This is a genomic window from Helicobacter magdeburgensis, from assembly GCF_000765825.2.
GTDB classification, from domain to species: domain Bacteria; phylum Campylobacterota; class Campylobacteria; order Campylobacterales; family Helicobacteraceae; genus Helicobacter_C; species Helicobacter_C magdeburgensis.
Window position 1 is genome coordinate 74,659 of sequence record NZ_JRPE02000006.1, and the last position, 23,429, is coordinate 98,087.

The window sequence follows — 23,429 nt, forward strand, 5'->3', positions numbered from 1 at the left end:
CGCCTTTAATTTTTGAATGAAAGCAGAGAAACACAATGCAAAATATACGAAATATCGCTGTGATAGCACACGTAGATCACGGCAAAACTACACTAGTAGATGGGCTTTTAAGTCAGTCTGGGACATTTGGCGAGAGAGAGCAGGTTGATGAAAGGGTAATGGATTCTAACGATTTGGAGCGAGAAAGGGGCATTACAATCCTTTCAAAGAATACAGCCATAAACTACAAAGGCACAAAGATAAATATCATTGACACGCCCGGACACGCCGATTTTGGCGGGGAAGTGGAGCGAGTGCTAAAAATGGTAGATGGCGTTTTGTTGCTTGTAGATGCACAAGAAGGCGTTATGCCGCAGACAAAATTTGTTGTCAAAAAAGCTCTAAGCTTTGGAATCCGCCCCATTGTGGTGGTGAATAAAATCGATAAACCCGCTGCCGAGCCTGATAGGGTGGTAGATGAAGTGTTTGATTTATTTGTATCAATGGACGCCACAGATGAGCAGCTTGACTTTCCAGTAATTTATGCGGCTGCGCGTGATGGCTATGCGATTAAGGATTTAAATGATGCTAAAAAGAATCTTGAGCCATTATTTGAAGCGATTTTAGAGTATGTGCCGCTGCCTAGTGGAAGTGCGGATAATCCGCTGCAAATGCAGGTTTTCACACTTGATTATGACAACTATGTAGGTAAAATCGGCATTGCACGGGTGTTTAATGGACGCGTGAAAAAGGGTGAGAATGTAATGCTTGCAAAAAGCGATGGCGAGAAAGAGACAGGGCGTATAAGCAAACTCATCGGCTTTATGGGATTAGCAAGGACAGAGATAGAATCTGCTGAAGCGGGGGATATTGTAGCCATTGCTGGATTTAACGCCGTTGATGTGGGAGATTCTATCGTATGTCCTAATAATCCTATGCCGCTTGATCCTATGCACTTAGAAGAGCCTACAATGAGCGTGTATTTTGCGGTAAATGATAGTCCTTTGGCGGGATTAGAGGGCAAACACGTAACAGCAAATAAAATCAAAGATAGGCTGTTAAAAGAAATGCAAACAAACATTGCTATGCGATGTGAAGAGATGGGTGAAGGGAAATTTAAGGTAAGCGGAAGAGGGGAGTTGCAAATTACCATTTTAGCGGAGAATCTAAGGCGTGAAGGCTTTGAGTTTAGTATCTCACGCCCTGAAGTGATTGTCAAAGAAGAAAATGGCGTGAAAACTGAACCTTTTGAGCATTTAGTCATTGACACACCGCAGGATTTTAGCGGGGCGATTATTGAGAAGCTCGGCAAGAGAAAGGCGGAAATGAAAGCTATGAATCCTATGAGTGATGGCTACACAAGGCTAGAGTTTGAAATCCCCGCACGAGGGCTTATAGGCTATCGTAGTGAGTTTTTGACGGATACAAAGGGTGAGGGCGTGATGAATCATAGCTTTTTAGAGTTTAGGGCATTTAGCGGTGGGGTGGAATCGCGTAAAAATGGTGCGTTAATCTCTATGGAAAATGGCGAGGCGACAGGATTCTCACTCTTTAATATACAGGAGCGGGGTGTGCTATTTGTAGCCCCGCAAACTAAAGTGTATATCGGTATGGTAATAGGCGAACATAGCCGCGATAATGATTTGGATGTTAATCCCATTAAGGCAAAGCATTTGACAAATATGCGTGCAAGTGGGAGTGATGATGCCATTAAGCTTGTGCCACCGCGAGAACTGACACTAGAGAGAGCATTAGAGTGGATAGAAGATGATGAGATTTTAGAGGTAACACCGCAAAATATTAGAATCCGCAAGAAGATTCTAGAGCCAAATATGCGTAAGAGAGCAAAGGCGAAGTAGGGTTTTGCGTGTTGTTTAAATTTACATAAGGAGTGAGTGATGAATAAGTTTTTAGAATCTATATATTTCCGCCATTCGTGCAAACTTTTTGATGAGAATAAAAAGATTCCAAAAGAAGTGTTTGATGAGATTTTAGAAGTGGGCAGATTATCGCCAAGCTCCTTTGGGCTAGAGCCTACAAGGCTACTTGTGTTGCGTAGCGATGAGGCAAAAGCGGCTTTGCGTCCATTATGCTGGAATCAGCCTCAAATCACAACAGCAAGTGAAGTTGTCATCTTTAAAAGTTTGCAAAATGACTTAGTCCCGCCAAGTGAATATACAAAGCAAAATACCTTTAGACGCAAAATGGATTTGGGTGCGTATCAGGCATTTTGTGATCGCTTGGGTGGATACTTGAAAGAGCGGGGGTTAGATTCTGGTGAGTCGCTTTATCATTGGAGTAGCAAACAGGCTTATATTATGGCGACTTATATGGTAGCCTATGCGAGTTTCTTAGGGATTGATACTTGCTATATTGAGGGCTATGAGAAAAGGGAGGTGGAAAAACTCTACGGGCTTGATCCATTTAAAGAGCAGGTGAGCCTTATTGTGTGCTTTGGCTATCGCGGTAAGGAGCAACAACCGCGATATAGAATCTCACTTGATGACTTGGTGGAATATAAATAAGAAGGGGAAAGAATGCTAGATACAATCACAGTTGTTAAGAGAAATGGGCGTATAGAGCCGCTTGATGTTTCAAAAATACAAAAGCATACTTCTGCAGCAGTTGAGGGTTTAGAGAGTGTAACGCAAAGTGAGCTTGAGGTTGATGCGAAAATTTTATTTAAAGATAAGATTACGACAGAAGAGATTCAGCAAACTTTAATAAAGACAGCTGTGGATAAAATAGATGTTGATGCGCCAAATTGGAGTTTTGTTGCGGCTCGTTTGTTTTTGTATGACTTGTATCATAAGGTAACGGGCTGGACGGGTTATAAAAAGCTTGAAGATTACTTCATTCAAGGGGAAAATGAGGGGCGATTGCTTCGTGGGATTAAAGAAAAATATGATTTAGCATTTTTAGATTCTCATATTAAGCCTGAACGCGATTTGCAGTTTAATTATTTAGGTATTAAAACGCTGTATGATAGATATTTGCTTAAAGATTCTAATAATCAGCCCATTGAGTTGCCCCAGCATATGTTTATGGCGATTGCTATGTTTTTGGCTCAAAATGAAAGTGATTGCAATGCGTGGGCAGTGAAGTTTTATGATATGATTTCTCAATTTGAAGTGATTTGTGCGACACCAACTTTAGCAAATGCCCGCACAACTCGACATCAACTAAGTTCTTGCTTTATTGGTAGCACACCGGATAATATTGAAGGGATTTTTGATGCGTATAAAGAAATGGCACTTTTAAGCAAATATGGTGGTGGTATAGGCTGGGATTTTAGCCAGGTGCGTGGGCTTGGAAGTTATATCGATGGACATAAAAATGCTGCTGGTGGCGTTGTGCCATTTTTGAAAATAGCCAATGATGTAGCGATTGCTGTGGATCAGCTAGGCACACGCAAAGGGGCTATTGCGACATATTTAGAGATTTGGCATAATGATGTGTTTGAGTTTATTGACTTGCGTAAAAATAGTGGCGAAGAGCGTAGGAGGGCACACGATTTGTTCCCCGCATTGTGGATTTGTGATTTGTTTATGAAACGCGTTCAGGCAAATGAGTTTTGGACGCTTTTTGATCCTTATCAATGCCCAGAACTCACAGAGTTGTATGGAGAAGAGTTTGAAGCAAAATACCTTGAATATGAGCAAAATGAGCATATTTTAAAACATCGTGTTGTAGCAAAGGATTTGTGGAAAAAGATTTTGACAAATTATTTTGAATCTGGTTTGCCATTTTTGTGTTTTAAAGATAATGCCAATCGTGCTAATCCAAACGGACACGCTGGGATTATCCGCAGCTCAAACCTTTGCACAGAGATTTTTCAAAATACAAATCCAAATCATTATGTTGTGGAAGTTGAATTTGATGATGGCTCAAAGGTGATATATGATGAAAAGCAAGAAGTAGAGCTTGATAGCGGTGTGCGTAAGGCGGCAAATAAAATTACAAGCGTAGATTCTTTGCAGGGTAAAAAGGTTTTTATTACAACGCGTATTGCACAAGGTGGGGATACAGCAGTGTGTAATCTAGCGAGTGTGAATCTTAGTAAGATTCACACAAAAGAGGATATTGAGCGTGTTTTGCCTATTGCGATTAGAATGCTTGATAATGTAATTGATCTTAATTTTTATCCTAATCGCAAGGTAAAGGTTACAAATAAAAAAAATCGTGCCATTGGGCTTGGTGTGATGGGCGAAGCTGAAATGCTTGCACGCGCTAAGATAGAGTGGGGGAGTGATGAGCATTTAGCAAAGATTGATGAAGTAATGGAACTTATTAGTTTTTATGCGATCAGTTCTAGCTCGGATTTAGCACAAGAAAAGGGTAAATATCCGCAATTTGATGGCAGTAATTGGAGTAAGGGGATAATGCCTATTGATTTGGCAAATAAGGAGGCATTAAAGCTTGTTGATAGAGGTGGGCTTTTTTCGCAACAATGTGATTGGGAATCTTTGCGAAAAAAGGTAAAAACGCAAGGTATAAGAAATGGCTATCTTATGGCGATTGCACCTACAAGTTCTATTAGCATTCTTGTTGGGACGACACAAACTATTGAGCCTGTGTATCGTAAAAAATGGCTAGAAGAGAATCTGAGTGGAATGATTCCTGTTGTTGTGCCTCATTTAAGTGCAGATACTTGGAATTATTACACATCTGCGTATGATATTGATCAAACATTATTGATTAAGGCTGCGGCGGTTCGTCAAAAATGGATAGATCAAGGACAAAGCACAAATGTCTTTGTAAGGCTTGATAAGGCAAGTGGGAAAATGCTAAATGACATCTATATGCTTGCTTGGAAGTTGGGGCTAAAAAGCACCTATTATCTCCGCTCACAAAGTCCTGAGATTGAAAAAGATGATGTGATAGATAGAAGTGTAGAGTGTGTGAATTGTCAATAAGATAATTTAAAGGAAAGAATATGGCATTACAAGAAGAGCTAAAAATGCAAGGCGATTTTTTGTTTCGTTATAGGAGCTATCTGCCTTTTTGTATTTTACCACTTTTTATTTTGGTAATTTTGACTTCCGAGACTTATTTGTATTGTGATGGGGTGTATAACACATCTTTGGTTATCGCTGCAATTTTTGTGGGATTGCTTGGGCAGGGGGTTAGAATCTGGGTGGCTGGATTTGTGCCTCGCGATACCTCAGGGCGTAATACGAAAGAGCAAAAAGCAAGCGTGCTTAATCATACCGGTTTGTATTCTATATGTCGTAATCCACTTTATTTAGGGAATTTCCTAATGATGCTTGCACCGATTATTTTGCTTGGTAATTGGCTTTTTATTGTAGTGTTTGCTTTGAGTTTTTGGCTCTATTATGAGAGAATTATCTTTGCTGAAGAGAGTTTTTTGCGTGTAAAATTTGGTCAAGAATATATTGATTGGACTTTGAAAACCCCGCCATTTTTTCCAAAGTTAAGTGGTTATATTCCAAGTGATATGGACTTTTCCTTTCGCTCAATGATAAGGCGAGAATATAATTCATTTTTTGGCTTAACATCTTCGCTTTTTGTGTTTCACTATATAATTGCTGTGATTGTAAATTGGCAGAGGGGGGGGGGTGTAGAGTTTATTGCACCGGATTCTATTTTGACATATTTGTTTATTATCTCGGCTGTGTTTTACTTGCTTATTCGTATTATGGTAAAGGCAACGAAATTTTTTGAAGTGGAGGGGAGATAGGTTACAATCATTGTATTTGTGATATAACCAGAAAGCCTTATGAATGAGAAAGTTTCATAGCATCAAAAAGATTTAATATTTAATATATGTTCTAAGTTTTTGAATGGGAGTTTTAAAGATATTTGCAAAACGATTGGCGGTTTTTCTTACTCTTTGGAATTTTTTATATCTTTTTTCAAGATTATATCGCCATTGCCCAAAACCCCTACGATAAGCTTTTTCAATGGGTTGGTTAAAAATATGGAGAAGAAAATTTTCAAGTCTTTCATCAAAAATCTCTTCGTGATTGGAATCTAAAAAACTTGGCTCTTTTAACATAGAGAGATAGGCTTCATCATCATTATCAAGTTTTTGTATTTTTTCAAGTGCTGTGTCAAAATCATTGACACTTTTAATATGGATAAAAGCCTTTGGATTTACCCCCCCCCCGCTTGAATCTAAAGATTTGCTAACGCATTCATCTCCCCAATAAATAGGCACAGTTTGTGAGCTAAAGGCTTGAATAAGCTTTTCTGTCGTGTAGCCATTGGTGTTTGAATTTTCAAAAGCAATGTTAAATTTCCCACCCGCAAGGAAGCTTGATTTATCCTTTACTGGTTTGCCGATGTTGTTTTTATACCTTCCACCACTATCAATATGCTTATATTGACTTAAGAAGTCAAAAAATTGTGTGCGTAGTTCATCTGCCTTGCCATTACTGACAACAAAAGTGCAGAATCTTTCCTTATTTTGTAGTAGTTTTGAATCTAGTGTGAGATGTTTGCTATTTGCCTTTTGCATATCATCAGTATAGTGAAGATAGAGTGGATAACGCAAATACCTATCTTCAAAACTCATATAATCAAACCCAATGGCATAATCACAAAAATTAAAATCCGCCCGAACATTCTCTCCCGTGCTAAAGATTCTAATTCCATCATATTCAATATGTTTTTCACCCATAACAGAATAAAAAATATAATCCGGATTTTTATCCGTCAAAACAAGCTCATAATGTTTTTGCAATATCTTTATTATTTTTCCTTCAACTGCTCCATCGCAAAAATACACTTTTTTAACAGGTTTTTGCATTGCTATTCCACCCCACCAATAGCTTGACTTTGAGCGTGGGCAATGAGTGGATTGATACATTCATCAAGCAAACCACCAAGCATAATCTCTTCAAGGCTATAAAGTGTTAAGCCAATGCGGTGGTCCGTGAGACGATTTTGTGGGTAGTTATAGGTGCGGATTCGCTCACTCCTATCGCCACTTCCCACTTGTGTTTTACGGGCTTCCTTGTTTTGGGCATTTTGTGCTTCAAGCTCGGCTTCATACAATCTCGCTTTTAGAATCTTTAAGGCTTTATCTTTATTTTTATGCTGGGATTTTTCATCTTGCATAGATACGCTTATGCCTGTTGGGATATGCGTGATTCTCACCGCTGAATCTGTCGTATTTACGCTCTGTCCGCCGTGTCCGCCACTGCGAAAGACATCAATTTTTAAATCACTTGGATTGACATTCACCTCCACATCATCAACTTCAGGCATTATCGCCACGGTGATGGCTGAAGTGTGAATCCGCCCTTGAGATTCTGTCTCTGGGACGCGTTGGACGCGGTGGGTGCCACCCTCATACTTGAGCTTAGAATACGCTCCTTGCCCTTTTATAAGCGCGATAACTTCCTTGTAGCCACCCACATTATTTTCACTTGAGCTGATAATCTCAACTTTCCACTTTTGTAAATCCGCATAGCGACAATACGCCTTAAATAAATCGCCCACAAAGATTCCCGCTTCATCTCCGCCTGTCCCTGCACGGATTTCAAGATAAATATTTTTACTATCATTGGGATCTTTTGGGATTAAAAGAAGTTTAATCTCTTCCTCAAGCTCTGCTTTTTTAGATTCTAGCTCTTTTAGCTCTTCTTTAGCAAGCTCTCCTAGCTCTTTATCTTCAAGCAAAGCTCTATTATCCGCAATGCCTTCAAGCACGGAAAAATACATTTTCGCACTTTGGACAATAGGCTCTATGTCGCTTTGTTCCTTGCTCAATTGTGTGAGCTGCTTGACATTAGATAGAATCTCTTGAGAGAGCAGAAGGCTTGAGATCTCATCATATCTCGCTACGATGGGCTTGAGTTTATCAACAAGCATTCAGCCTCTTTGAAGTTGGTTGAGTAAAATTTAGGCAGATTGAGCAAGTTTTTTCACACTTGCGTTAAGGCGAGAGACTTTGCGTGAAGCCGTATTTTTCTTTAAAATCCCTTTGCTTACATATTTGTGTAATTCCCTATTAGCGATTTTTAGTGCTTCTTGGGCTTTGGCTACATCTTTACTTGCAACAGCCTCTCTTAGGTCTCGCACGATGTTTTTAATACGCGTTTTATAGTAGCGATTGCGTTCAGTTCTTGTCTTGGTTTGACGAATGCGTTTTTCTGCAGATTTGTGATTTGCCATTTTTTATTAGTCCTTTTTAAAAAAAATTAAGGCAAAATTCTGCCAAAAGTTTGATTAAACGCAGTTTAAAAGCATATTTTAAAGCACAAAGGAGTTTTGATGAAAAAGGAAGCAAAGGCAAAAGAGACAAAGCTTTTTGGCACTGATGGTGTGCGAGGCAGGGCAGGAGAGGTGATTACGCCTTCAAGTGTTATTGCATTGGGTTCTAGTGCTGGGATTCACTTCCGCAAACATTCTTTGACAAATAAGATTCTTGTGGGTAAAGACACTCGCCGCAGCGGCTATATGATAGAAAATGCCCTTGTGTCTAGCCTTACTTCCGTGGGCTATGATGTGATCCAAATCGGTCCTATGCCAACGCCCGCAGTAGCCTTTCTCACAGAAGATATGCGGTGCGATGCAGGGGTAATGATAAGTGCAAGTCATAATCCCTATGATGATAATGGAATCAAATTTTTCAATCATTTTGGTTATAAAATCGCCCCAGAAGAAGAAGAAAGCATAGAATCTCTCTATCATAATCCCGCCTCTTTGCAGGCGGCATTAAAAAGTGGCGAAGAGATAGGCAGCTCAAAGCGTATTGATGATGTGGTGGGGCGATATATCGTGCATATTAAAAATTCATTTCCAAAGCACCTTACCTTGCGTGGTTTGCGTATTGTGTGTGATTGTGCTAATGGAGCGGCATATCGTGTTGCACCCATTGTGTTGCGTGAGCTTGGAGCAGATGTCATTGCGATAAATGATGAGCCAAATGGTTTTAATATCAATAAACAATGTGGGGCTATGCACCCAGAGGGCTTGGCTGAAAAGGTTAAAACTTATCGTGCCGATGTGGGCTTTGCCCTTGATGGCGATGCTGATAGGCTTGTGGTGGTGGATAATGAGGGCAATATCGTTAATGGCGACAAGCTCATTGGGGCTTTAGCCTTGTATCAGCAAAGTATCAAGGCGTTAAAAAACAACGCCATTGTTGCCACGCTAATGAGTAATCTAGCCCTTGAAGAAACACTCAAAAGTCATCATATCACCTTGCACCGCTGTAATGTAGGAGATAAATATGTATGGGATAAAATGCAGGAGTTTAATCTTAATTTTGGAGGCGAGAGTAGCGGACATATCATCTTTAGCGATTATGCTAAAACAGGCGATGGTTTGGTGAGTGCATTGCAAGTTTTAGCCCTTTTATTACAAAGTGGCAAGAATGCTAAAGATACGCTTAACCCTTTTGAGCTTTATCCTAGTGAGCTTATCAATCTCCAAGTCTCCCAAAAAAAGCCGCTTGAAAGTATTGTTGGTTTGCAAGAGGAGCTAGATTCTATTACCAAAAGTGGCAATCGTCATCTCGTGCGATATTCCGGCACGGAAAATAAGCTTAGAATCTTAATAGAAGGCAGAGATTCTAAAATCGTAAGTGAGCAGATGAAAAGCCTTGTAGAGTTTTTTCAAAAGCAACTCTAAGGGGTAGATATGCTCTCAATGCGACATATTAAATCTATTTCAAAAGCACAGATTCTTATTTTTATCCTGCTTTTTTGTGCGAGTCTTGGGCTGGATCAATGGGTAAAACATATTATGCTAAATGGCTTTGCGTGGGATAGTGAGGCATTAAGCATTGGCGGCAAGGCATTGGTGTATAACACAGGCGTGGCGTTTTCTATGTTTAGCTTTTTGGCTGAATCTTTAAAGTATATTCAGATTCTATTTTTGTTTGCTTTATTGCTTTTTGCTCTAATGAGTGATTTTTTTGTGAAGCATTATGTTCCACTTGGAATCTTGCTCGGTTCCGGGCTATCAAATATCCTTGATCGCTTTATGTATGGGGGTGTAGTGGATTATGTGTATTGGCATTATTGGTTTGATTTTGCGATTTTTAATCTTGCTGATGTGCTGATTGATGTGGCTGTTGTGATTATCATCTGGCAAATGCTAAGGGAAAGAAAAAGTATTTAAAAGTGGTTTAAGATTCAAATGGTGATCACGACTGGACTTGAACCAGCGACCACTACCATGTCAAGGTAGTGCTCTACCAACTGAGCTACGCGATCTTTTGAGGCTATCTAAGTAGGCGAAGTGAAAGTGCGGATTGTATCTCAAAATTATTTAAAATTTATTAAAGATTCTGCAAAATGGCTTAAATTTGACTTATTTTAATGCTTTTTTCATCTCTTTTAGCGTAAAATCCGCGTTTTTATCACAAATGGTACTCAAAGGAATCTAATGTCTCTTCTCACAAATGCGGTGGTGTTGTCTGTGCTCGTTATGGCGGTGTTATGCGTTTTGCGATTAAATGTTTTGCTATCTATTATTATAGCCGCACTTGTAGCTGGGTGGCTATCTCCCTTGCCTTTAGAATCTCTATCTTCTGGGGCAGATTCACAAACTTCATTTTGGCAATATTTTTTGCTTAAAACCACAACCACGGGTGAAATTCTCATCAAAGGTATGGCAAGTAACCTAAGCATTGCTTTGAGCTATATTTTACTAGGCGGTATTGCAGTGGCGATTTCTCGCACACATTTAATGACTTTTTTGTTATCTGCCATTGCAAATGTGATAAGTAATAGGAAGTTTATTTTTATTCTTAGCATTGCTCTCATTGCGTGTTTTTCGCAGAATCTTGTGCCTATCCACATCGCTTTTATCCCCATTCTTATCCCCCCGCTTCTAAGCCTTATGAATCGCTTGAAAATTGATAGACGCGCTGTTGCTTGTGCGCTTACTTTTGGTCTGCAAGCCCCTTATGTAACGCTTGGCGTGGGCTTTGGGCTGATTTTTCACACGACTATTAGTGAGCAGATGAAGGCAAATGGTATGCCTGTAAGTCTTGGTGAGATTAGCTCTGTGATGTGGATTGGCGGGGCGGCTATGCTGCTTGGGCTACTTTTTGCGGTGTTTGTACTGTATGCAAAGCCGCGTGAATGCGCACAAAAAGAGGAATGCTCTATGGGTGATGCGAGTATGGGTTGGCGTGAATATGCGACACTCTTTGGCATTATCGTGCTTTTTGTCGTGCAGCTTGTTACGCATTCTCTGGCGTTGGGGGCGTTTGCTGGGCTTATGTGTATGATTGTGCTGCGAGGGGTTAGATGGAGCGAGATAGATTCTGTTATGGAGGGTGGGCTAAAAATGATGGCGTTTATTGCCTTTGTTATGCTTGTGGCGGCTGGATATGGGGAGGTGCTGCGTGCAAGTGGAGAAGTGCAGAATCTCGTGCAAGTGGTGGCAAACTTCACACATCAAGTCGGCGATGGTGCTATGAATACTATCGCTTCAAATGGGCTAGATTCTAATGCGACTATGGCTTCAAATCCTGCGACTTTAGATTCTAATGGAGCGTCTTTATGGGCGAAATTTATAGGGGCGAGTTTAATGCTGCTTGTGGGGCTTTTAATCACCATTGGCATTGGCACGAGCTTTGGGACGATACCCATTATTGCGGCAATTTATGTGCCTTTTGGAATCTCGCTTGGCTTTAGTGTCCCTGTGATAATTTTGCTTATTGGCATAGCTGGGGCGTTGGGCGATGCGGGAAGTCCTGCGAGTGATAGCACTTTGGGTCCTACTTCTGGGCTAAATATGGACGGACAGCATAATCACATTTATGATACTTGTATCCCTACATTTTTTGTGTATAATATCCCGCTTTTAGTCGCTGGTGTGATTGGTGCGATGATGCTTTAGGTGGAGAATCTAGTCTAGAGAATTAGCTATTAATTCAAAAAACCCTGCTAGAATCCGCACTCGTTCGTAAAAATCTAAATTAAAGGGGTAGTGTTTGAAAAAGTATGTCGTTGGCGTTGTGGGTGCGAGTGGAGCAGTTGGGGAAGAAATATTCCGTGTTTTGGAGGAGAGAAAATTCCCTGTGAGTAGAATTGTGCCTTTGGCAAGCGAAAGAAGCGTTGGTAAGGAAGTGGAATTTATGTCGCAGAATCATAAGATTCTGCAAACTACACACGATGTTTTTGCTAAAGAGGGTGTGGAGATAGCCTTTTTTTCCGCTGGTGGTTCTGTGAGTGCGGAGTATGCACCAAGTGCGGCACAAGCTGGTGCGGTGGTGATTGACAACACAAGTCATTTTCGTATGGATAAGGATATTCCCCTTGTTGTCCCTGAAGTTAATCCCCAAGACATAGCACAATGGAAGCAAAAAGGGATTATTGCTAATCCAAACTGCTCTACGATTCAAATGGTGCAGGTGCTATCCCCTTTGCATAAGGCTTTTAATATTAAACGCGTTGATGTAAGCACCTATCAAGCGGCAAGTGGGGCTGGTAAGCGTGGAATGGAAGAGCTTGTAATGCAAATGCAGGCATTTTTTGCCTTTAAGCTTGATGAAGTGGAATCTGCTGTATTCCCCCACCGCTTAGCACTTAATGTGATTCCACATATTGATAATTTTATGCCAAATGACTATACAAAAGAAGAAATGAAAATGATTAATGAGACAAATAAGATTATGCACTCAAATTTTGCTGTAAGTGCGACTTGTGTGCGTGTGCCTGTTTTGCGTAGTCATAGTGAATCTGTTAGTATTCATTTTGAAAACCCTGTGAGTGCTAAGGAGGCAAAGGAGATTTTATCTCACGCACCCGGTGTTGTGCTATGCGATAATCCAAAAGAGAAGCTCTATCCTATGCCAACTCTTGCCACAGAGACAGATCAAACTTATGTGGGGCGTGTGCGTGAAGATAATTTTGATAAGCATATTTTGCATTTATGGTGTGTGGCGGATCAAATTCGCGTAGGGGCGGCGACAAATGCGGTGAGAATCGCACAAAAGTGGATTGAAATGCAAAGGGCGTAGAGTTGATGCTTTGTTTAAAAAATAGAATCTAACAAAGAAATGGAGAACAAAAAATGATTTTTATTGATGCGTGTTTTAGGAGACAAACGCCCTATACGCCTATTTGGCTTATGAGACAGGCGGGGCGATATCTTAGCGAGTATAGAGCTACTAGGGCAAAGGCTGGTGGATTCTTGGATTTATGTAAAAATGTGAATCTCGCCACGGAAGTAACCTTGCAACCTGTGGAGATTCTAGATGTTGATGCGGCGATACTTTTTAGTGATATTTTGGTTGTGCCGCTAGAGATGGGATTGCCATTAGAGTTTTTAAGCGGTGAGGGTCCGCATTTTAACCGCACAATTACTACACTAGAAGATATAAAGGCTTTAGGCAGTGCTAAAGATAAGCTTGGCTATGTGTATGATGCGGTAAGCTCTATCCGCTCAAAACTCCCTAAGGATAAGGCACTCATTGGTTTTTGTGGTTCGCCTTGGACATTGGCGACTTATATGATAGAGGGGCAGGGGAGCAAAACTTATGCTAAGAGCAAAGCAATGCTATATAAGCAACCGCAAGTTTTGAAAGCCCTGCTGGAGCGTTTGAGTGATGAACTCAAGGCATATTTGGAGGGGCAGATTCAAGCTGGGGCTAATGCGGTGCAGATTTTTGATAGCTGGGCTGGTGCGTTGGAGCAGGAAGCGTATTTGGAATTTAGCTGGAAATATATGAAAGATATTGCAAAGTATATCAAGGGCAAGTATCCACATATCCCGGTTATGCTATTTCCTAAGGGGATTGGTGCGTATTTGGATAAGATTACAGGGGAGTTTGATGTCTTTGGTGTGGATTGGGGGACACCGATGAATCTGGCAAAAGAGAAGTTAGGCGGGAAGTATGTTTTACAGGGGAATCTTGAGCCATCGCGTTTGTATGATGTGGATTCTATGAGAAAAGGTGTAAAAGAGATTTTAGATATTATGGGTAAAGATGGCGGACATATTTTTAATCTAGGGCACGGAATGCTGCCGGATTTACCACGGGAAAACGCCATAGAGCTAGTAAAAATGGTGCGTGAGATTTCATCTCGTTAAATTTATCGGGCAAAACAGCCCCTTTTATTGACTTTTAAGTGGGGGGGGGGGGGTAATATTCTCTGCTTTTTAAGCAAATATTACCTTAAGAGGAGAAATAATGGTAAAGTCATTATTGTCAATCGCATTGATTTCTGGTGCAGTGTTTTTTGTAGGCTGCTCAAATAATCTAGCTCGTTTTTCGTTAGCTAGCACAGGTTCGCTTCCCGTCAAAATGGAAAAAGGTGGAGATATAGTTACAGGAAAAGATTGTCGCACTTATATTCTTTTTTGGGGAATTGGCAACGCAAACAATCGTGTAAGTGGTGCAGTGGCTGATGCACTTAATGTTGCTGCCAAAAAGGGAGAACCTTCTGATGCACTTCAAAATGTAGATATTTCATATTCAAGCTGGAGTGCATTCTTTTTTGGGAGAGATTGCTTTATCGCAAAGGGACAGCCTGTAACGGTTAAGCATTAATTTTGAGATTCCCCTCACTCTATAGAGTGTTTGGGGATTTGCCATTCAAAGCAAATTTATGAGAGATAAAAAATCACACTTCCTTTTCTATTTGTGGCAAGGCAGTGGCTTTAAGCTTTTTGATTCTTGCTCCATCCATTTCAAGCACTTCAAATTCAAAATGTTCATCGCAAATCTTATCTTTTATTACCGGTAGTCGTCCAAGTAGCCCAAAGACATAGCCACCGATTGTAATATGGTCATTTGTGTTGCTGAAAGTAATATGAAGCATTTCTTCAATACTTTCTAAGTCCAACTTGCCATCAAACTCATAAGTTTTTTCATCAATTTGCCGCATATCCTCTATTTTCAAATCGTGCTCATCAGAAATATCGCCGATAATCTCTTCAATTATATCTTCCATTGTCAAAAGCCCAGATGTCCCACCATACTCATCAACCACAAGGGCAGTGTGAATCTGCTGACGATTCATCGTAGTTAGGATCTCTGAAATATGAGCGGTTTCAGGCACGATGATCATATTTCTTACAAGCTTTGAGAGATTAGCCTCCCCATTTTTAATGGTATTTTCAAATAAGTCGCGGATATGAATCATACCCAAAATATTATCTTTAGAATCTTGATAATAAGGGTAGCGTGTGTGATTGGTCTTTAACACAATGGCAATATTATTTTCATAGCTTTCTTGTGCATCAAGGCAAATCATATCTTTGCGGGGCGTCATAATCTCTTTAGCCAAAGTGTCTGAAAAATCCACAGCATTTTTGATAATCTCACCTTCTATTGAATCTATATAGCCTTCTTTCAAGCTCTCTCCCACAATGATTTTGAGCTCTTCATCAGAATGTGCTAACTCCCCCTCTCTAGCAGGCTGAATCCCCATAGCTTTAAGGAAAAACGCAGCCAACATATCAAATAGTCTAATGAGTGGAGAAAAAACAATCCAAAAAGTGTAAAGGGGCTTGGCGATAAATAGCACCACAGATTCAGTCTTAGCAATAGCTATGGACTTAGGCACAAGCTCCCCTAGCACAACGTGTAAAAGCGTAACAAAGATAAAGGCAATGACTGAAGTGATAGAATGCACTAAAATAGGCGAAGATTCTACAAAAAAGTAAAATGGGATTGAAATAAGCTTAACAAATGCATTTTCACTAATCCAACCCAAAGCAAGGGAAGCAAAGGTTATCCCAAGCTGTGTAGCACTAAGATAACTATCAAGCGAATTGGTAATTTTAAGAGCAAGAGAAGCATTTTTTACTTCATTTTTGGCTAATTCTTCAAGCTTAGATTTTCGTATTTTAACAATCGCAAACTCCGAAACCACAAAAAAGGCATTGAGAAAAACTAAAAACAATGCCAACAAAAGCATCAAAACCGACGAATACGGGTCCAAATATTCTCCTTAAATAAGAAAAGATAGACTTGAATTGTAGTCAATCTAATCTTTTAAAACTTTTAAAGTGCTAAATATCAAAACCAGCACTGATAATGATAAAATAAGTAAGCCCACCAAGCAATGCCGATACAGGAACAGTAATAAGCCAAGAAGCAATGATTTTATTTATTGCACTGCGTTTAACAAGCTCTTGTTTATAGGCTTTTTTGAGTGATTTTCGCTCTTTTCTATCAAGCTTTGGCGTATCTTTAAGCTTATTATTGTTTTTAAGAGATTCGAGCATAAGCCCCTTTTTCTTTATACTTGCTTTATTGAATCTATCTAAAAATGCTTCAACTTCTTGTGCGTCTTTGCCTTTATGTGCTTCAATGATTGTTTGTTGCATTTCATAATAGCGTTTTTTCAAATATTCTCTTAAGAATCCAACGCCAAAAATAGCCCCGAGTGCAATATGTGTGGAGCTAACAGGCAAACCAAGCTGTGAGGCTAAAAGCACAGTGAGAGCTGCACTCATTGCAATGCAAAATGCCCTCATCTTATCAAGCTCTGTTATCTCACTGCCAACGGTGCGAATAAGTCTAGGACCATACAGGGCAAGTCCCAGTGAAATGCCCAACCCACCGATAACCATAATCCACAAAGGCACACCTGCCTTGCTAGCAGGCAAAGATTCTCCAAGGTTGTTTAATGTCTCATTGATCGCTGCGAGTGGTCCAATGGCGTTAGCCACATCGTTTGCCCCGTGAGCAAAGCTCAAAAGTGCTGCTGCAAAAACAAGGGGAATAGTAAAAAGGGAGTTTATATCCTCTTTTGTATTAAGCAGAGTCTCCGCTTTTTTGGCAATTATTGGACGCACAAGTAGATATACGACAATGGCAATAAGAAGGCTAATCCCAACAGATACGCTAAAATCAAGCTTGGGTAAAACTTTTTTAAGTCCTTTTAAAATTAAATACAGACTAAAAGCCCAAGCCATCACAAAAATAAGGATTGGCACTACCTTTTTCGCCGCTTGTCGTTTATCTTCCTTGTAGGTAATGCTTTTTTTGATAATAAGCAAAAAGATAACCGCAATAACTCCACCAAGCACAGGCGAGATGATCCAACTTGAAGCGATACGCAAAAGCTCCGCCCAATTCACCACGCTAAAGCCACCGGCAACAATCCCTGCTCCCAAGATTCCACCTACAAGTGAATGTGTTGTGGAAACAGGTGCGCCAATAGCCGTTGCCAAATGTAACCAAACCGCACCAGAAGCAAGGGCAGCAAGCATTAAAGCCACGAAAACACGAGGTTCTGCAAGATGGGTAGAATCTATAATACCAGACTTGATTGTCTCTACCACTTCACCACCAGCGATTATTGCACCCATTGCTTCACAAATAGCTGCGATGAGAATCGCTCCAACAAGCGTAATAGCGTGAGAACCAACAGCAGGTCCAACATTATTAGCTACATCATTTGCACCGATATTCATCGCCATATAGCCACCGATGATAGTCGCAAAGACAAGCAGTAGTGTATTATGCCCAGTGTGAGCCATAATCGCCACTAGAGAAATGACAAGAAAAAAGACAAGCACAATAAAGAGCTTGACACCATCTTTTTGATTAAAGCTTTGTGCTTTTTCAATTTGTTTAATGTCCTTAAACTCCATAAATCCCCCCTCCCTTTATTTGATTTGATTAGGCAGCCATAGTGAAATATCTGGAATATAGGTTATGAGTAATAGCCCAACAAGCATTACACCAAGCCAAGGCAACACAGAAGTCGTTACATCTTTAAGACTTAGCCCAGTAAGCGAACTTGCCACAAAGAGGTTAAGCCCCACAGGCGGAGTAAGCATACCTAGCTCCATATTTACCACCATCACAATGCCAAAATGTATAGGATCAATGCCAAGGGCTAGGGCGATGGGTAAAAGCAAAGGTGTCATAATCATAATAACAGAACTAGGCTCCATAAACTGCCCCATAATAAATAGCACGACATTCACAAGGATAAGGAACATCCACCAGCTCATCTCTTGTGCTACAAGAAATTCTGCGATTAAATGTGGGATTCTCTCATTTGTTAAAAAATGTGCAAAAACAACAGCAAAACCAATGATGAAAAATATCATCGCCGTTGTAATTGCCGCGTCTAAAAATACAACATATAAGTCTTTAAATTTAATATCTCTATACACAAAAACAGAAATGATAAAGGCATATACAGCACTAATACCCGCAGCTTCAGTGGCAGTAAAGATTCCACCATAGATTCCACCGATGATGACAAAAATAATCAGCAGCGCCCAAAATGCGTCTTTAAATTTTTTGAATCTTACTTTAAAAGATTCAGGCTTTGTAGCTTTGAATCCTAGCCGCCTTGCCCCCACATAGGCATAAATCATCATCATAAGTCCAATCATCAAGCCCGGCACAACTCCAGCCATAAAAAGCTTTTCAATGGATACTTCAGCTGTTACTCCATAGACAATCATCACAACAGAAGGTGGGATAAGAATCCCAAGACTTCCTGCAGAGGTGATCGCTCCAACGGCGTAGCTTTTTGGGTATCCAGCATTTTTAATAGCTAAAAACATCACAGAGCCAACAGCCACCACCGTTGCAGGAGAGCTACCACTCACCGCGGCAAAAATAATACAAGCCAAAATCGCACTGATAGGCAAACCACCGGGCAAATGTCCAACAAGCGATTTGGCAAACTCCACAATACGCGTTGCCGAGCTACCCTTACTCATAAGAGATCCCGCTAAGATAAACATAGGAATTGCCATAAGTGCAGGTTTTAAGCCATTAAACATAATCTCTGCTGAGCCTACGACATTATAAGAAGTGAATATAAAAAGCGCACTCACAGCGCTAACACCCAAGGCAATGCTCACAGGTACGCCTATGAGAAGCAAACCAAACAACACTAATAATAAATACGCAACACTCATTTATACCCCGCTAATCTTTGATAACAGAATCGTGTATCATTTCACTTTCTGCATTTTTTACGACCTTGTCCGCTTGTGTCCAAGACACTTCATAGATTTTTTCAACAGAGCGATAAGTCGCGCCAAAAAAAGCTAATGGCAAACAAAGCAGAAAAATCCATAATGGGACATTATGTAATGCCTCACTCATATAGCCAATACGATAATTACCATAGCATACCATAGCCCCAGCATAAGTCATAAAAGCAAGAAAAAGAGAATTTAGGGTATGTATGCCAATCATACAGGCTTTAGCGAGTTTAGGAGGGAATCGCTCTAAGAGCATAGTAACGCTGATATGCACACCTTTTCTGAATCCATAAGCCGCACCAAAAAGAGCTGACCACAAAAAGCAATATCGAGCGATTTCTTCCGCCCAAGTGAGTGAAAGATGAAAGTAATCTGGGAAAAGTCCAGTAAGGTAGCGACAAAATACATTTATAGCGGTGATAATAACCCCCGCAAGGAGTCCTACCACAGCTACATTTTTATTGATAGAAGCGATAAAGGTATCCAAAAGAGCAAAAACTCTATTGACTTTTGAGCTGTGATGAGCCCAAATAAAAGGTTTAGCAATCCAAGAAAGCATTTAATCCCCTCGATTCTAGATTATTGCACTTGAATGATTTTTTCAATCAAATCCTGACTAACAATATCGTAGAATTTTGGGTAAATTGCCTGCATAGTCTCCTTCCACACTGAAACTTGCTCTGGAGTAAGAGTGATGATCTCTGTTTTTGATGTATCATCTTTTTTAAGTTTTTCAAGCAGAACTTTTTCTTCTTTTTCACTTTCTTTACGCTCAAACTCTGTAGCTTCGTGGAGAGCTTGTTTGAAAATCTCTTTTAAATCATCTGGAAGCTGTTTCCAAAAGCTATCACTTACCACAACAAGATAGCCTAAATATCCGTGATTTGAAAGTGTGATTGAGCTTTGCACTTCATAGAATTTAGAGTTATAGAGATTAGAGAGTGGATTTTCAGCCGCATCAACAACACCTGTGGAAAGGGCTGAATACACTTCTCCAAATGGCAATACTTGAGGGATCGCTCCAATGGCTTTTGTTTGCTCTTCAAGCACTTTTGAGCTCATAATTCTCATTTTTTGTCCCTTTGCATCTTCTGGGAGAACAATGGGCTTTTTGTTTGTGCTGAATTGTTTGAATCCTGCGTCCCAATAATCAAGAGCAATAATCCCCTTTTGAGACACAACATCTTTTAGAATCTGTCCCACTTCACTATCCATTACCTTGTGTAAATGCTCCGTATCGCGGAATAAAAACGGCACATCCCATACATTAAACTCTTTCGCAATGGGTGTGAATTTTGAAAAGCTCGGTACCGCCATTTGCACATTATTGCGTGTTAGCTCTTGAAAAACTTTATCATCATCAACAAGCTGTGCACTTGGGAAAACTTCTACTTTGATTTTTCCATTACTTAACTCATCAACGCGTTTAGCAAAAAAATCAGCAGCCTGCCCTTTTGGCGTATTAGCACTAACAACGTGAGCAAATTTCACTTTATACACTTCTTGTGTCTTATCTTCACCACAACCTAAAAATCCTAAGCTTACAGCACAAGCCAAAGCCATAATTGAGATTTTCTTTAACTTCATTTTCACTCCTTTTGTAAAATTCGTGTTCTATTTTATATAAGGATTGAGTACAAAATGAAGTCCATTGCGGATATTTTATGATAAAAAAGCTTCTTTGTGTAGTTTATAAACATTTTCAGATTCTGTGTTGGGCTGTGGGTGGAAACAATATACATTTGAAAAAATACGCTAGAATACGGCGGTTTTTAAGTATATTCAAATTTTATGGATATAAAAAAGGAGCAGATATGTTTCCCTTTAGTGATGAAGAGCTGCAAACTCCCGTTGAGCTAGTGATTGATAAGGTGCGTCCTACGCTTACGCTTGATGGCGGGGATATTACCTTGCTTGGTATTAGAGATGCGAAAGTGTATGTGCGTTTAGAAGGGGCTTGTAAGGGCTGTCCTAGCTCGGCAAACACGCTGAAATATGCTATTGAAAATCGTTTAAAAGAAGAGATTCACCCAGATATTACCATCGTGCATATCCCACACGGAGAATCTTTTAAGACTTTTTGAGTATGGATAGACTATGGAAGTTATAAAACTCACAGACACACGCACAAGGCAAGTTATCAATAAAAATAATAAAAAGGCTTTTGAGCTTTTTACTGCTAAGCAATACAAAAAGGCTTTTGAGCTTTTTACGCATAATCTCACACTTGAGCCAAACAATACCGAATCTACAATCGGTATTTTGCTTGCCGATATGGCGGAGGACTTTGAGGAGCAGGCGGTTGGCTTATATGAATATTATCAGATTCTACTCTCCCAAGAAATCAGCAAGGCAAAGGCAAGAGAGCAGATTCTAAAAACGATTAAAAGTTTTGATAAAAGCACAAATAGTATTTTTTCTATGCTAAAGCACCTTGAAAGTCTCCGTGCAGATAGCTTGAATGGAATCTTATATGAAGATTTTAAGCAAATTACCAAAGAAAAGAAAAATTTTAAAGAAGCCTTTGAAGATTTGATGTTTAGCTCAAAGATTATTTTCACAAGCAAGAATGAATTTTATGAGTTTTTAAATGAACTCATAGACAATGACTATCAAGATATATCAATGGAGTATATTGACTCGCTTAAGAAAAATATCATTTATGATGGTGAGATTGAAAAAATTTTACAAAAGGTGGCAAATGATAATAGAAAAAAACATAAACTATAAGGGCAAGATTTTTAAGATTCTTACAGATGATACGCGTGTGGCTTTGGAAAATGGGGCGGTAAAAGAAGAAGTTTTGCTTGTGCGAAGTAAGCAAAATACGGCATTTATCCCAAGTGATTTTCCACAAGGAAATCTTATAGAATCTTGTGATTTAGGCAAAGTGCTTTTAGATTCTATTCCTGGGGAGAAGCCACGCATTGTAGGCATTACAGGCACAAATGGTAAAACCACCACCGCAGCGATTATCTACTCTCTTTTGCTTGATTTGGGCTATAAGGTTGCTTTGCTTGGCACAAGGGGATTTTTTATTAATGAAAGCACAATCAAGCCAAAAGGACTTACAACACCTAGTGTACTTGAGCTGTATGAGAATCTTAGTTTTGCTAAGGCTAAGGGCTGTGATTATTTCATAATGGAGGTAAGCTCACACGCCATTATCCAAGAGCGGATAGCGGGATTAAACTTTGAGCTAAAGATTCTAACCAACATTACAAGTGATCATTTAGATTATCATAAGAGTGTGGAAGAGTATAGGCGGGTGAAAAATAGTTTTTTTGAGAGTGAAGGGCTAAAGCTTATTAATGCTGATGAAAAATATGCACAATGCAGGGATATAAAGGCATTTTATTATGGTGTGGAGAAAAAGGGGCATTTGAGCGTTGGAGCTTACGCGTTAGAATCTGGGATTGATGCACATATTGCGTGGCGAGACAATAAAGAATGTAGCCAAGAATCTTGTGCGCTGCAAACCTATCTCTATGGCAAACATAATCTATACAATGCCCTTGCTGGTATCGCTGCGGTTAAGATTCTTACAAACAAGCCCCTTTGTGAGATAGCACAAGCAATGGAAAATTTTGGCGGAGTGAGTGGGCGTATGGAAGTGGTGCATCATAAACCGCTTGTGATTGTGGATTTTGCACATACACACGATGGTATGAAGCAGATTTTTGAAAGTTTTAGACACCAAAAAATTGCTGTTGTGTTTGGGGCTGGGGGCGATAGGGATAAGAGTAAGCGTCCTAAAATGGGTGCTTGTGCGTTTGAATACGCCGATAAACTCTACATCACAAGTGATAATCCAAGAAGTGAAGATCCTAGTGAAATTTTACAGGACATAGCAAGTGGGCTGCCAAAAGAGTGTGAGCGAAAACTTGTCGTTATGGAAGTGGATAGAAAAAAGGCTATTATTCAGGCTTTAAATGAGTTGCAAGAAAGTGAAGTGCTGTTGATTTTGGGCAAGGGCGATGAGGACTATCAAATCATAGGCAACAATAAGATTTATTTTGATGATAGGGAAGTGGTAAGGGAGTATTATAAGGGCTAGGGCTTAGATTCTAGCTTTTTAAGATAAGGCTAGAATCTTGCAATAATAGAATCTAGCAAAATCACACCGACTTTGTAGCTATTCCTTGTATGTAAGAACATTGCCATTAAAATCCTGCAATCTTGCACTGATATTTTCAAGGTAGAAAACCACAAAATTTGGGTGATTTGGGTTGTTTTCAAAAGTGGTTGCTATACGCTCATACTTTGCCATAAGAGCTTCTTTGACATCAAGGTGATTTGCCACCCTTGCTTCCCCACGCACACGCAAAGCCAAAATATCTGCTGTGCTGATACAGATTTCAACACCACTAAATTGTATAATGTGCTTAAGGAGATTCTTGTTGTGCGTTGTGCCAAAATACAACTTGCCATTATGCACGATATTTGAACGCATAGGACGCACTCGTGGATTCCCACAAGTGCCTTTTGTGCCAAGATAAAACACCCCTAAATCTAGAATCTTGCCAATCTCTGCTAATGTGAGATATTCCATC

The 23,429-nt window shown here is 39.9% G+C and carries 22 protein-coding genes and 1 tRNA gene; 13 read left to right on the plus strand and 10 right to left on the minus strand.

The features are described from left to right. Positions 1-35: 35 nt before the first annotated feature. From typA to LS74_RS05340, 4 genes are read left to right on the plus strand one after another with little or no spacing between them, the layout of a single operon-like run. On the plus strand, positions 36-1,838 hold the full coding sequence (gene typA, locus LS74_RS05325; RefSeq protein ID WP_002956736.1) for a translational GTPase TypA: 1,803 nt from the start codon (positions 36-38) through the stop codon (positions 1,836-1,838). A 39-nt stretch (positions 1,839-1,877) separates the two neighbouring features. Then, positions 1,878-2,504, plus strand: coding sequence for an NAD(P)H-dependent oxidoreductase (locus LS74_RS05330; protein ID WP_034584758.1), 627 nt, complete (start codon positions 1,878-1,880; stop codon positions 2,502-2,504). A 12-nt stretch (positions 2,505-2,516) separates the two neighbouring features. Beyond that, the gene (locus LS74_RS05335) at positions 2,517-4,895 is read left to right on the plus strand and encodes a ribonucleoside-diphosphate reductase subunit alpha (protein WP_034584755.1); all 2,379 of its coding nucleotides are present in this window, start codon (positions 2,517-2,519) and stop codon (positions 4,893-4,895) included. A 20-nt stretch (positions 4,896-4,915) separates the two neighbouring features. Beyond that, positions 4,916-5,680: a methyltransferase family protein gene (locus LS74_RS05340; RefSeq protein WP_138128882.1), complete on the plus strand. Its 765-nt coding sequence runs from the start codon at positions 4,916-4,918 to the stop codon at positions 5,678-5,680. A gap of 72 nt (positions 5,681-5,752) precedes the next feature. On the opposite strand, the gene LS74_RS05345 is transcribed toward LS74_RS05340, so the two are convergent. Genes LS74_RS05345 through rpsT form a run of 3 tightly spaced genes read right to left on the minus strand, consistent with a single transcriptional unit; the run spans position 5,753 to position 8,121 of the window. Continuing rightward, positions 5,753-6,751, minus strand: a complete 999-nt coding sequence (locus LS74_RS05345) for a glycosyltransferase family 10 domain-containing protein (RefSeq protein WP_034589684.1) — start codon at positions 6,749-6,751, stop codon at positions 5,753-5,755. Positions 6,752-6,753: 2 nt separating this feature from the next. After that, a complete protein-coding gene (gene prfA, locus LS74_RS05350) occupies positions 6,754-7,818 on the minus strand; it encodes a peptide chain release factor 1 (protein ID WP_138128884.1) in 1,065 nt (354 codons plus the stop codon). 30 nt (positions 7,819-7,848) lie between these two features. Further along, positions 7,849-8,121 carry a 30S ribosomal protein S20 gene (rpsT, locus tag LS74_RS05355; RefSeq protein WP_002956730.1) on the minus strand — a complete coding sequence of 91 codons (273 nt, stop codon included), beginning with the start codon at positions 8,119-8,121 and terminating at the stop codon, positions 7,849-7,851. Positions 8,122-8,220: 99 nt separating this feature from the next. Here rpsT and glmM point away from each other — a divergent pair, with 99 nt between their 5' ends. Further along, the gene (gene glmM / locus LS74_RS05360; protein WP_034588621.1) at positions 8,221-9,582 is read left to right on the plus strand and encodes a phosphoglucosamine mutase; all 1,362 of its coding nucleotides are present in this window, start codon (positions 8,221-8,223) and stop codon (positions 9,580-9,582) included. 9 nt (positions 9,583-9,591) lie between these two features. Beyond that, positions 9,592-10,074 carry a signal peptidase II gene (gene lspA, locus LS74_RS05365; protein WP_034588623.1) on the plus strand — a complete coding sequence of 161 codons (483 nt, stop codon included), beginning with the start codon at positions 9,592-9,594 and terminating at the stop codon, positions 10,072-10,074. A gap of 19 nt (positions 10,075-10,093) precedes the next feature. Here lspA and LS74_RS05370 read toward each other — a convergent pair. Beyond that, positions 10,094-10,169, minus strand: a tRNA-Val gene (locus LS74_RS05370). A 172-nt stretch (positions 10,170-10,341) separates the two neighbouring features. Between LS74_RS05370 and LS74_RS05375 the strand changes: the two genes are divergently transcribed. The 4 genes from LS74_RS05375 (at position 10,342) to LS74_RS05390 (ending at position 14,461) form a co-directional block, all read left to right on the plus strand. Continuing rightward, complete coding sequence (locus tag LS74_RS05375) at positions 10,342-11,805, plus strand: Na+/H+ antiporter family protein (RefSeq protein WP_034588624.1); 1,464 nt, start codon at positions 10,342-10,344, stop codon at positions 11,803-11,805. 94 nt (positions 11,806-11,899) lie between these two features. Beyond that, positions 11,900-12,928: an aspartate-semialdehyde dehydrogenase gene (locus LS74_RS05380; RefSeq protein WP_138128886.1), complete on the plus strand. Its 1,029-nt coding sequence runs from the start codon at positions 11,900-11,902 to the stop codon at positions 12,926-12,928. Positions 12,929-12,981: 53 nt separating this feature from the next. Further along, positions 12,982-14,001, plus strand: coding sequence for a uroporphyrinogen decarboxylase (gene hemE, locus LS74_RS05385; RefSeq protein WP_034589635.1), 1,020 nt, complete (start codon positions 12,982-12,984; stop codon positions 13,999-14,001). A 100-nt stretch (positions 14,002-14,101) separates the two neighbouring features. After that, positions 14,102-14,461, plus strand: a complete 360-nt coding sequence (locus tag LS74_RS05390; RefSeq protein ID WP_052086367.1) for a hypothetical protein — start codon at positions 14,102-14,104, stop codon at positions 14,459-14,461. 73 nt (positions 14,462-14,534) lie between these two features. On the opposite strand, the gene LS74_RS05395 is transcribed toward LS74_RS05390, so the two are convergent. The 5 genes from LS74_RS05395 to LS74_RS05415 form a co-directional block, all read right to left on the minus strand. Continuing rightward, positions 14,535-15,857, minus strand: a complete 1,323-nt coding sequence (locus LS74_RS05395; RefSeq protein ID WP_034585531.1) for a hemolysin family protein — start codon at positions 15,855-15,857, stop codon at positions 14,535-14,537. 70 nt (positions 15,858-15,927) lie between these two features. Continuing rightward, positions 15,928-17,517: an inorganic phosphate transporter gene (locus LS74_RS05400; RefSeq protein WP_034585529.1), complete on the minus strand. Its 1,590-nt coding sequence runs from the start codon at positions 17,515-17,517 to the stop codon at positions 15,928-15,930. A 15-nt stretch (positions 17,518-17,532) separates the two neighbouring features. Further along, positions 17,533-18,807 carry a TRAP transporter large permease gene (locus LS74_RS05405; protein ID WP_034585526.1) on the minus strand — a complete coding sequence of 425 codons (1,275 nt, stop codon included), beginning with the start codon at positions 18,805-18,807 and terminating at the stop codon, positions 17,533-17,535. Positions 18,808-18,817: 10 nt separating this feature from the next. Beyond that, a complete protein-coding gene (locus tag LS74_RS05410) occupies positions 18,818-19,435 on the minus strand; it encodes a TRAP transporter small permease (protein WP_034585524.1) in 618 nt (205 codons plus the stop codon). Positions 19,436-19,455: 20 nt separating this feature from the next. Continuing rightward, a complete protein-coding gene (locus LS74_RS05415) occupies positions 19,456-20,463 on the minus strand; it encodes a DctP family TRAP transporter solute-binding subunit (protein ID WP_034585521.1) in 1,008 nt (335 codons plus the stop codon). A 227-nt stretch (positions 20,464-20,690) separates the two neighbouring features. Here LS74_RS05415 and LS74_RS05420 point away from each other — a divergent pair, with 227 nt between their 5' ends. Genes LS74_RS05420 through LS74_RS05430 form a run of 3 tightly spaced genes read left to right on the plus strand, consistent with a single transcriptional unit; the run spans position 20,691 to position 22,933 of the window. Further along, positions 20,691-20,960, plus strand: a complete 270-nt coding sequence (locus tag LS74_RS05420; RefSeq protein WP_034585518.1) for a NifU family protein — start codon at positions 20,691-20,693, stop codon at positions 20,958-20,960. Positions 20,961-20,973: 13 nt separating this feature from the next. Beyond that, positions 20,974-21,606 (plus strand): hypothetical protein, encoded by a 633-nt coding sequence (locus LS74_RS05425; RefSeq protein WP_034585514.1) that lies wholly within the window; start codon positions 20,974-20,976, stop codon positions 21,604-21,606. Continuing rightward, positions 21,578-22,933 carry a UDP-N-acetylmuramoyl-L-alanyl-D-glutamate--2,6-diaminopimelate ligase gene (locus tag LS74_RS05430; RefSeq protein ID WP_034585511.1) on the plus strand — a complete coding sequence of 452 codons (1,356 nt, stop codon included), beginning with the start codon at positions 21,578-21,580 and terminating at the stop codon, positions 22,931-22,933. Before LS74_RS05425 ends, LS74_RS05430 begins: the two co-directional genes overlap by 29 nt. A gap of 78 nt (positions 22,934-23,011) precedes the next feature. Here the strand turns inward: LS74_RS05430 and LS74_RS05435 are convergent, their stop codons facing one another. Further along, positions 23,012-23,428 (minus strand): hypothetical protein, encoded by a 417-nt coding sequence (locus LS74_RS05435; RefSeq protein ID WP_236096822.1) that lies wholly within the window; start codon positions 23,426-23,428, stop codon positions 23,012-23,014. Between the last annotated feature and the right edge of the window lies 1 nt (position 23,429).

Excerpts from the sequence above, each read along its gene's own strand:
- LS74_RS05420 (WP_034585518.1), top strand. The coding sequence starts at position 20,691 with ATGTTTCCCTTTAGTGATGAAGAGCTGCAAACTCCCGTTGAGCTAGTG.
- rpsT (WP_002956730.1), bottom strand. The coding sequence starts at position 8,121 with ATGGCAAATCACAAATCTGCAGAAAAACGCATTCGTCAAACCAAGACA.
- LS74_RS05345 (WP_034589684.1), bottom strand. The coding sequence starts at position 6,751 with ATGCAAAAACCTGTTAAAAAAGTGTATTTTTGCGATGGAGCAGTTGAA.
- lspA (WP_034588623.1), top strand. The coding sequence starts at position 9,592 with ATGCTCTCAATGCGACATATTAAATCTATTTCAAAAGCACAGATTCTT.
- typA (WP_002956736.1), top strand. The coding sequence starts at position 36 with ATGCAAAATATACGAAATATCGCTGTGATAGCACACGTAGATCACGGC.
- LS74_RS05340 (WP_138128882.1), top strand. The coding sequence starts at position 4,916 with ATGGCATTACAAGAAGAGCTAAAAATGCAAGGCGATTTTTTGTTTCGT.
- glmM (WP_034588621.1), top strand. The coding sequence starts at position 8,221 with ATGAAAAAGGAAGCAAAGGCAAAAGAGACAAAGCTTTTTGGCACTGAT.
- LS74_RS05330 (WP_034584758.1), top strand. The coding sequence starts at position 1,878 with ATGAATAAGTTTTTAGAATCTATATATTTCCGCCATTCGTGCAAACTT.
- LS74_RS05430 (WP_034585511.1), top strand. The coding sequence starts at position 21,578 with ATGATAATAGAAAAAAACATAAACTATAAGGGCAAGATTTTTAAGATT.
- LS74_RS05415 (WP_034585521.1), bottom strand. The coding sequence starts at position 20,463 with ATGAAGTTAAAGAAAATCTCAATTATGGCTTTGGCTTGTGCTGTAAGC.
- LS74_RS05405 (WP_034585526.1), bottom strand. The coding sequence starts at position 18,807 with ATGAGTGTTGCGTATTTATTATTAGTGTTGTTTGGTTTGCTTCTCATA.
- LS74_RS05410 (WP_034585524.1), bottom strand. The coding sequence starts at position 19,435 with ATGCTTTCTTGGATTGCTAAACCTTTTATTTGGGCTCATCACAGCTCA.
- prfA (WP_138128884.1), bottom strand. The coding sequence starts at position 7,818 with ATGCTTGTTGATAAACTCAAGCCCATCGTAGCGAGATATGATGAGATC.
- LS74_RS05425 (WP_034585514.1), top strand. The coding sequence starts at position 20,974 with ATGGAAGTTATAAAACTCACAGACACACGCACAAGGCAAGTTATCAAT.
- LS74_RS05335 (WP_034584755.1), top strand. The coding sequence starts at position 2,517 with ATGCTAGATACAATCACAGTTGTTAAGAGAAATGGGCGTATAGAGCCG.
- LS74_RS05400 (WP_034585529.1), bottom strand. The coding sequence starts at position 17,517 with ATGGAGTTTAAGGACATTAAACAAATTGAAAAAGCACAAAGCTTTAAT.
- LS74_RS05390 (WP_052086367.1), top strand. The coding sequence starts at position 14,102 with ATGGTAAAGTCATTATTGTCAATCGCATTGATTTCTGGTGCAGTGTTT.
- LS74_RS05375 (WP_034588624.1), top strand. The coding sequence starts at position 10,342 with ATGTCTCTTCTCACAAATGCGGTGGTGTTGTCTGTGCTCGTTATGGCG.
- hemE (WP_034589635.1), top strand. The coding sequence starts at position 12,982 with ATGATTTTTATTGATGCGTGTTTTAGGAGACAAACGCCCTATACGCCT.
- LS74_RS05435 (WP_236096822.1), bottom strand. The coding sequence starts at position 23,428 with ATGGAATATCTCACATTAGCAGAGATTGGCAAGATTCTAGATTTAGGG.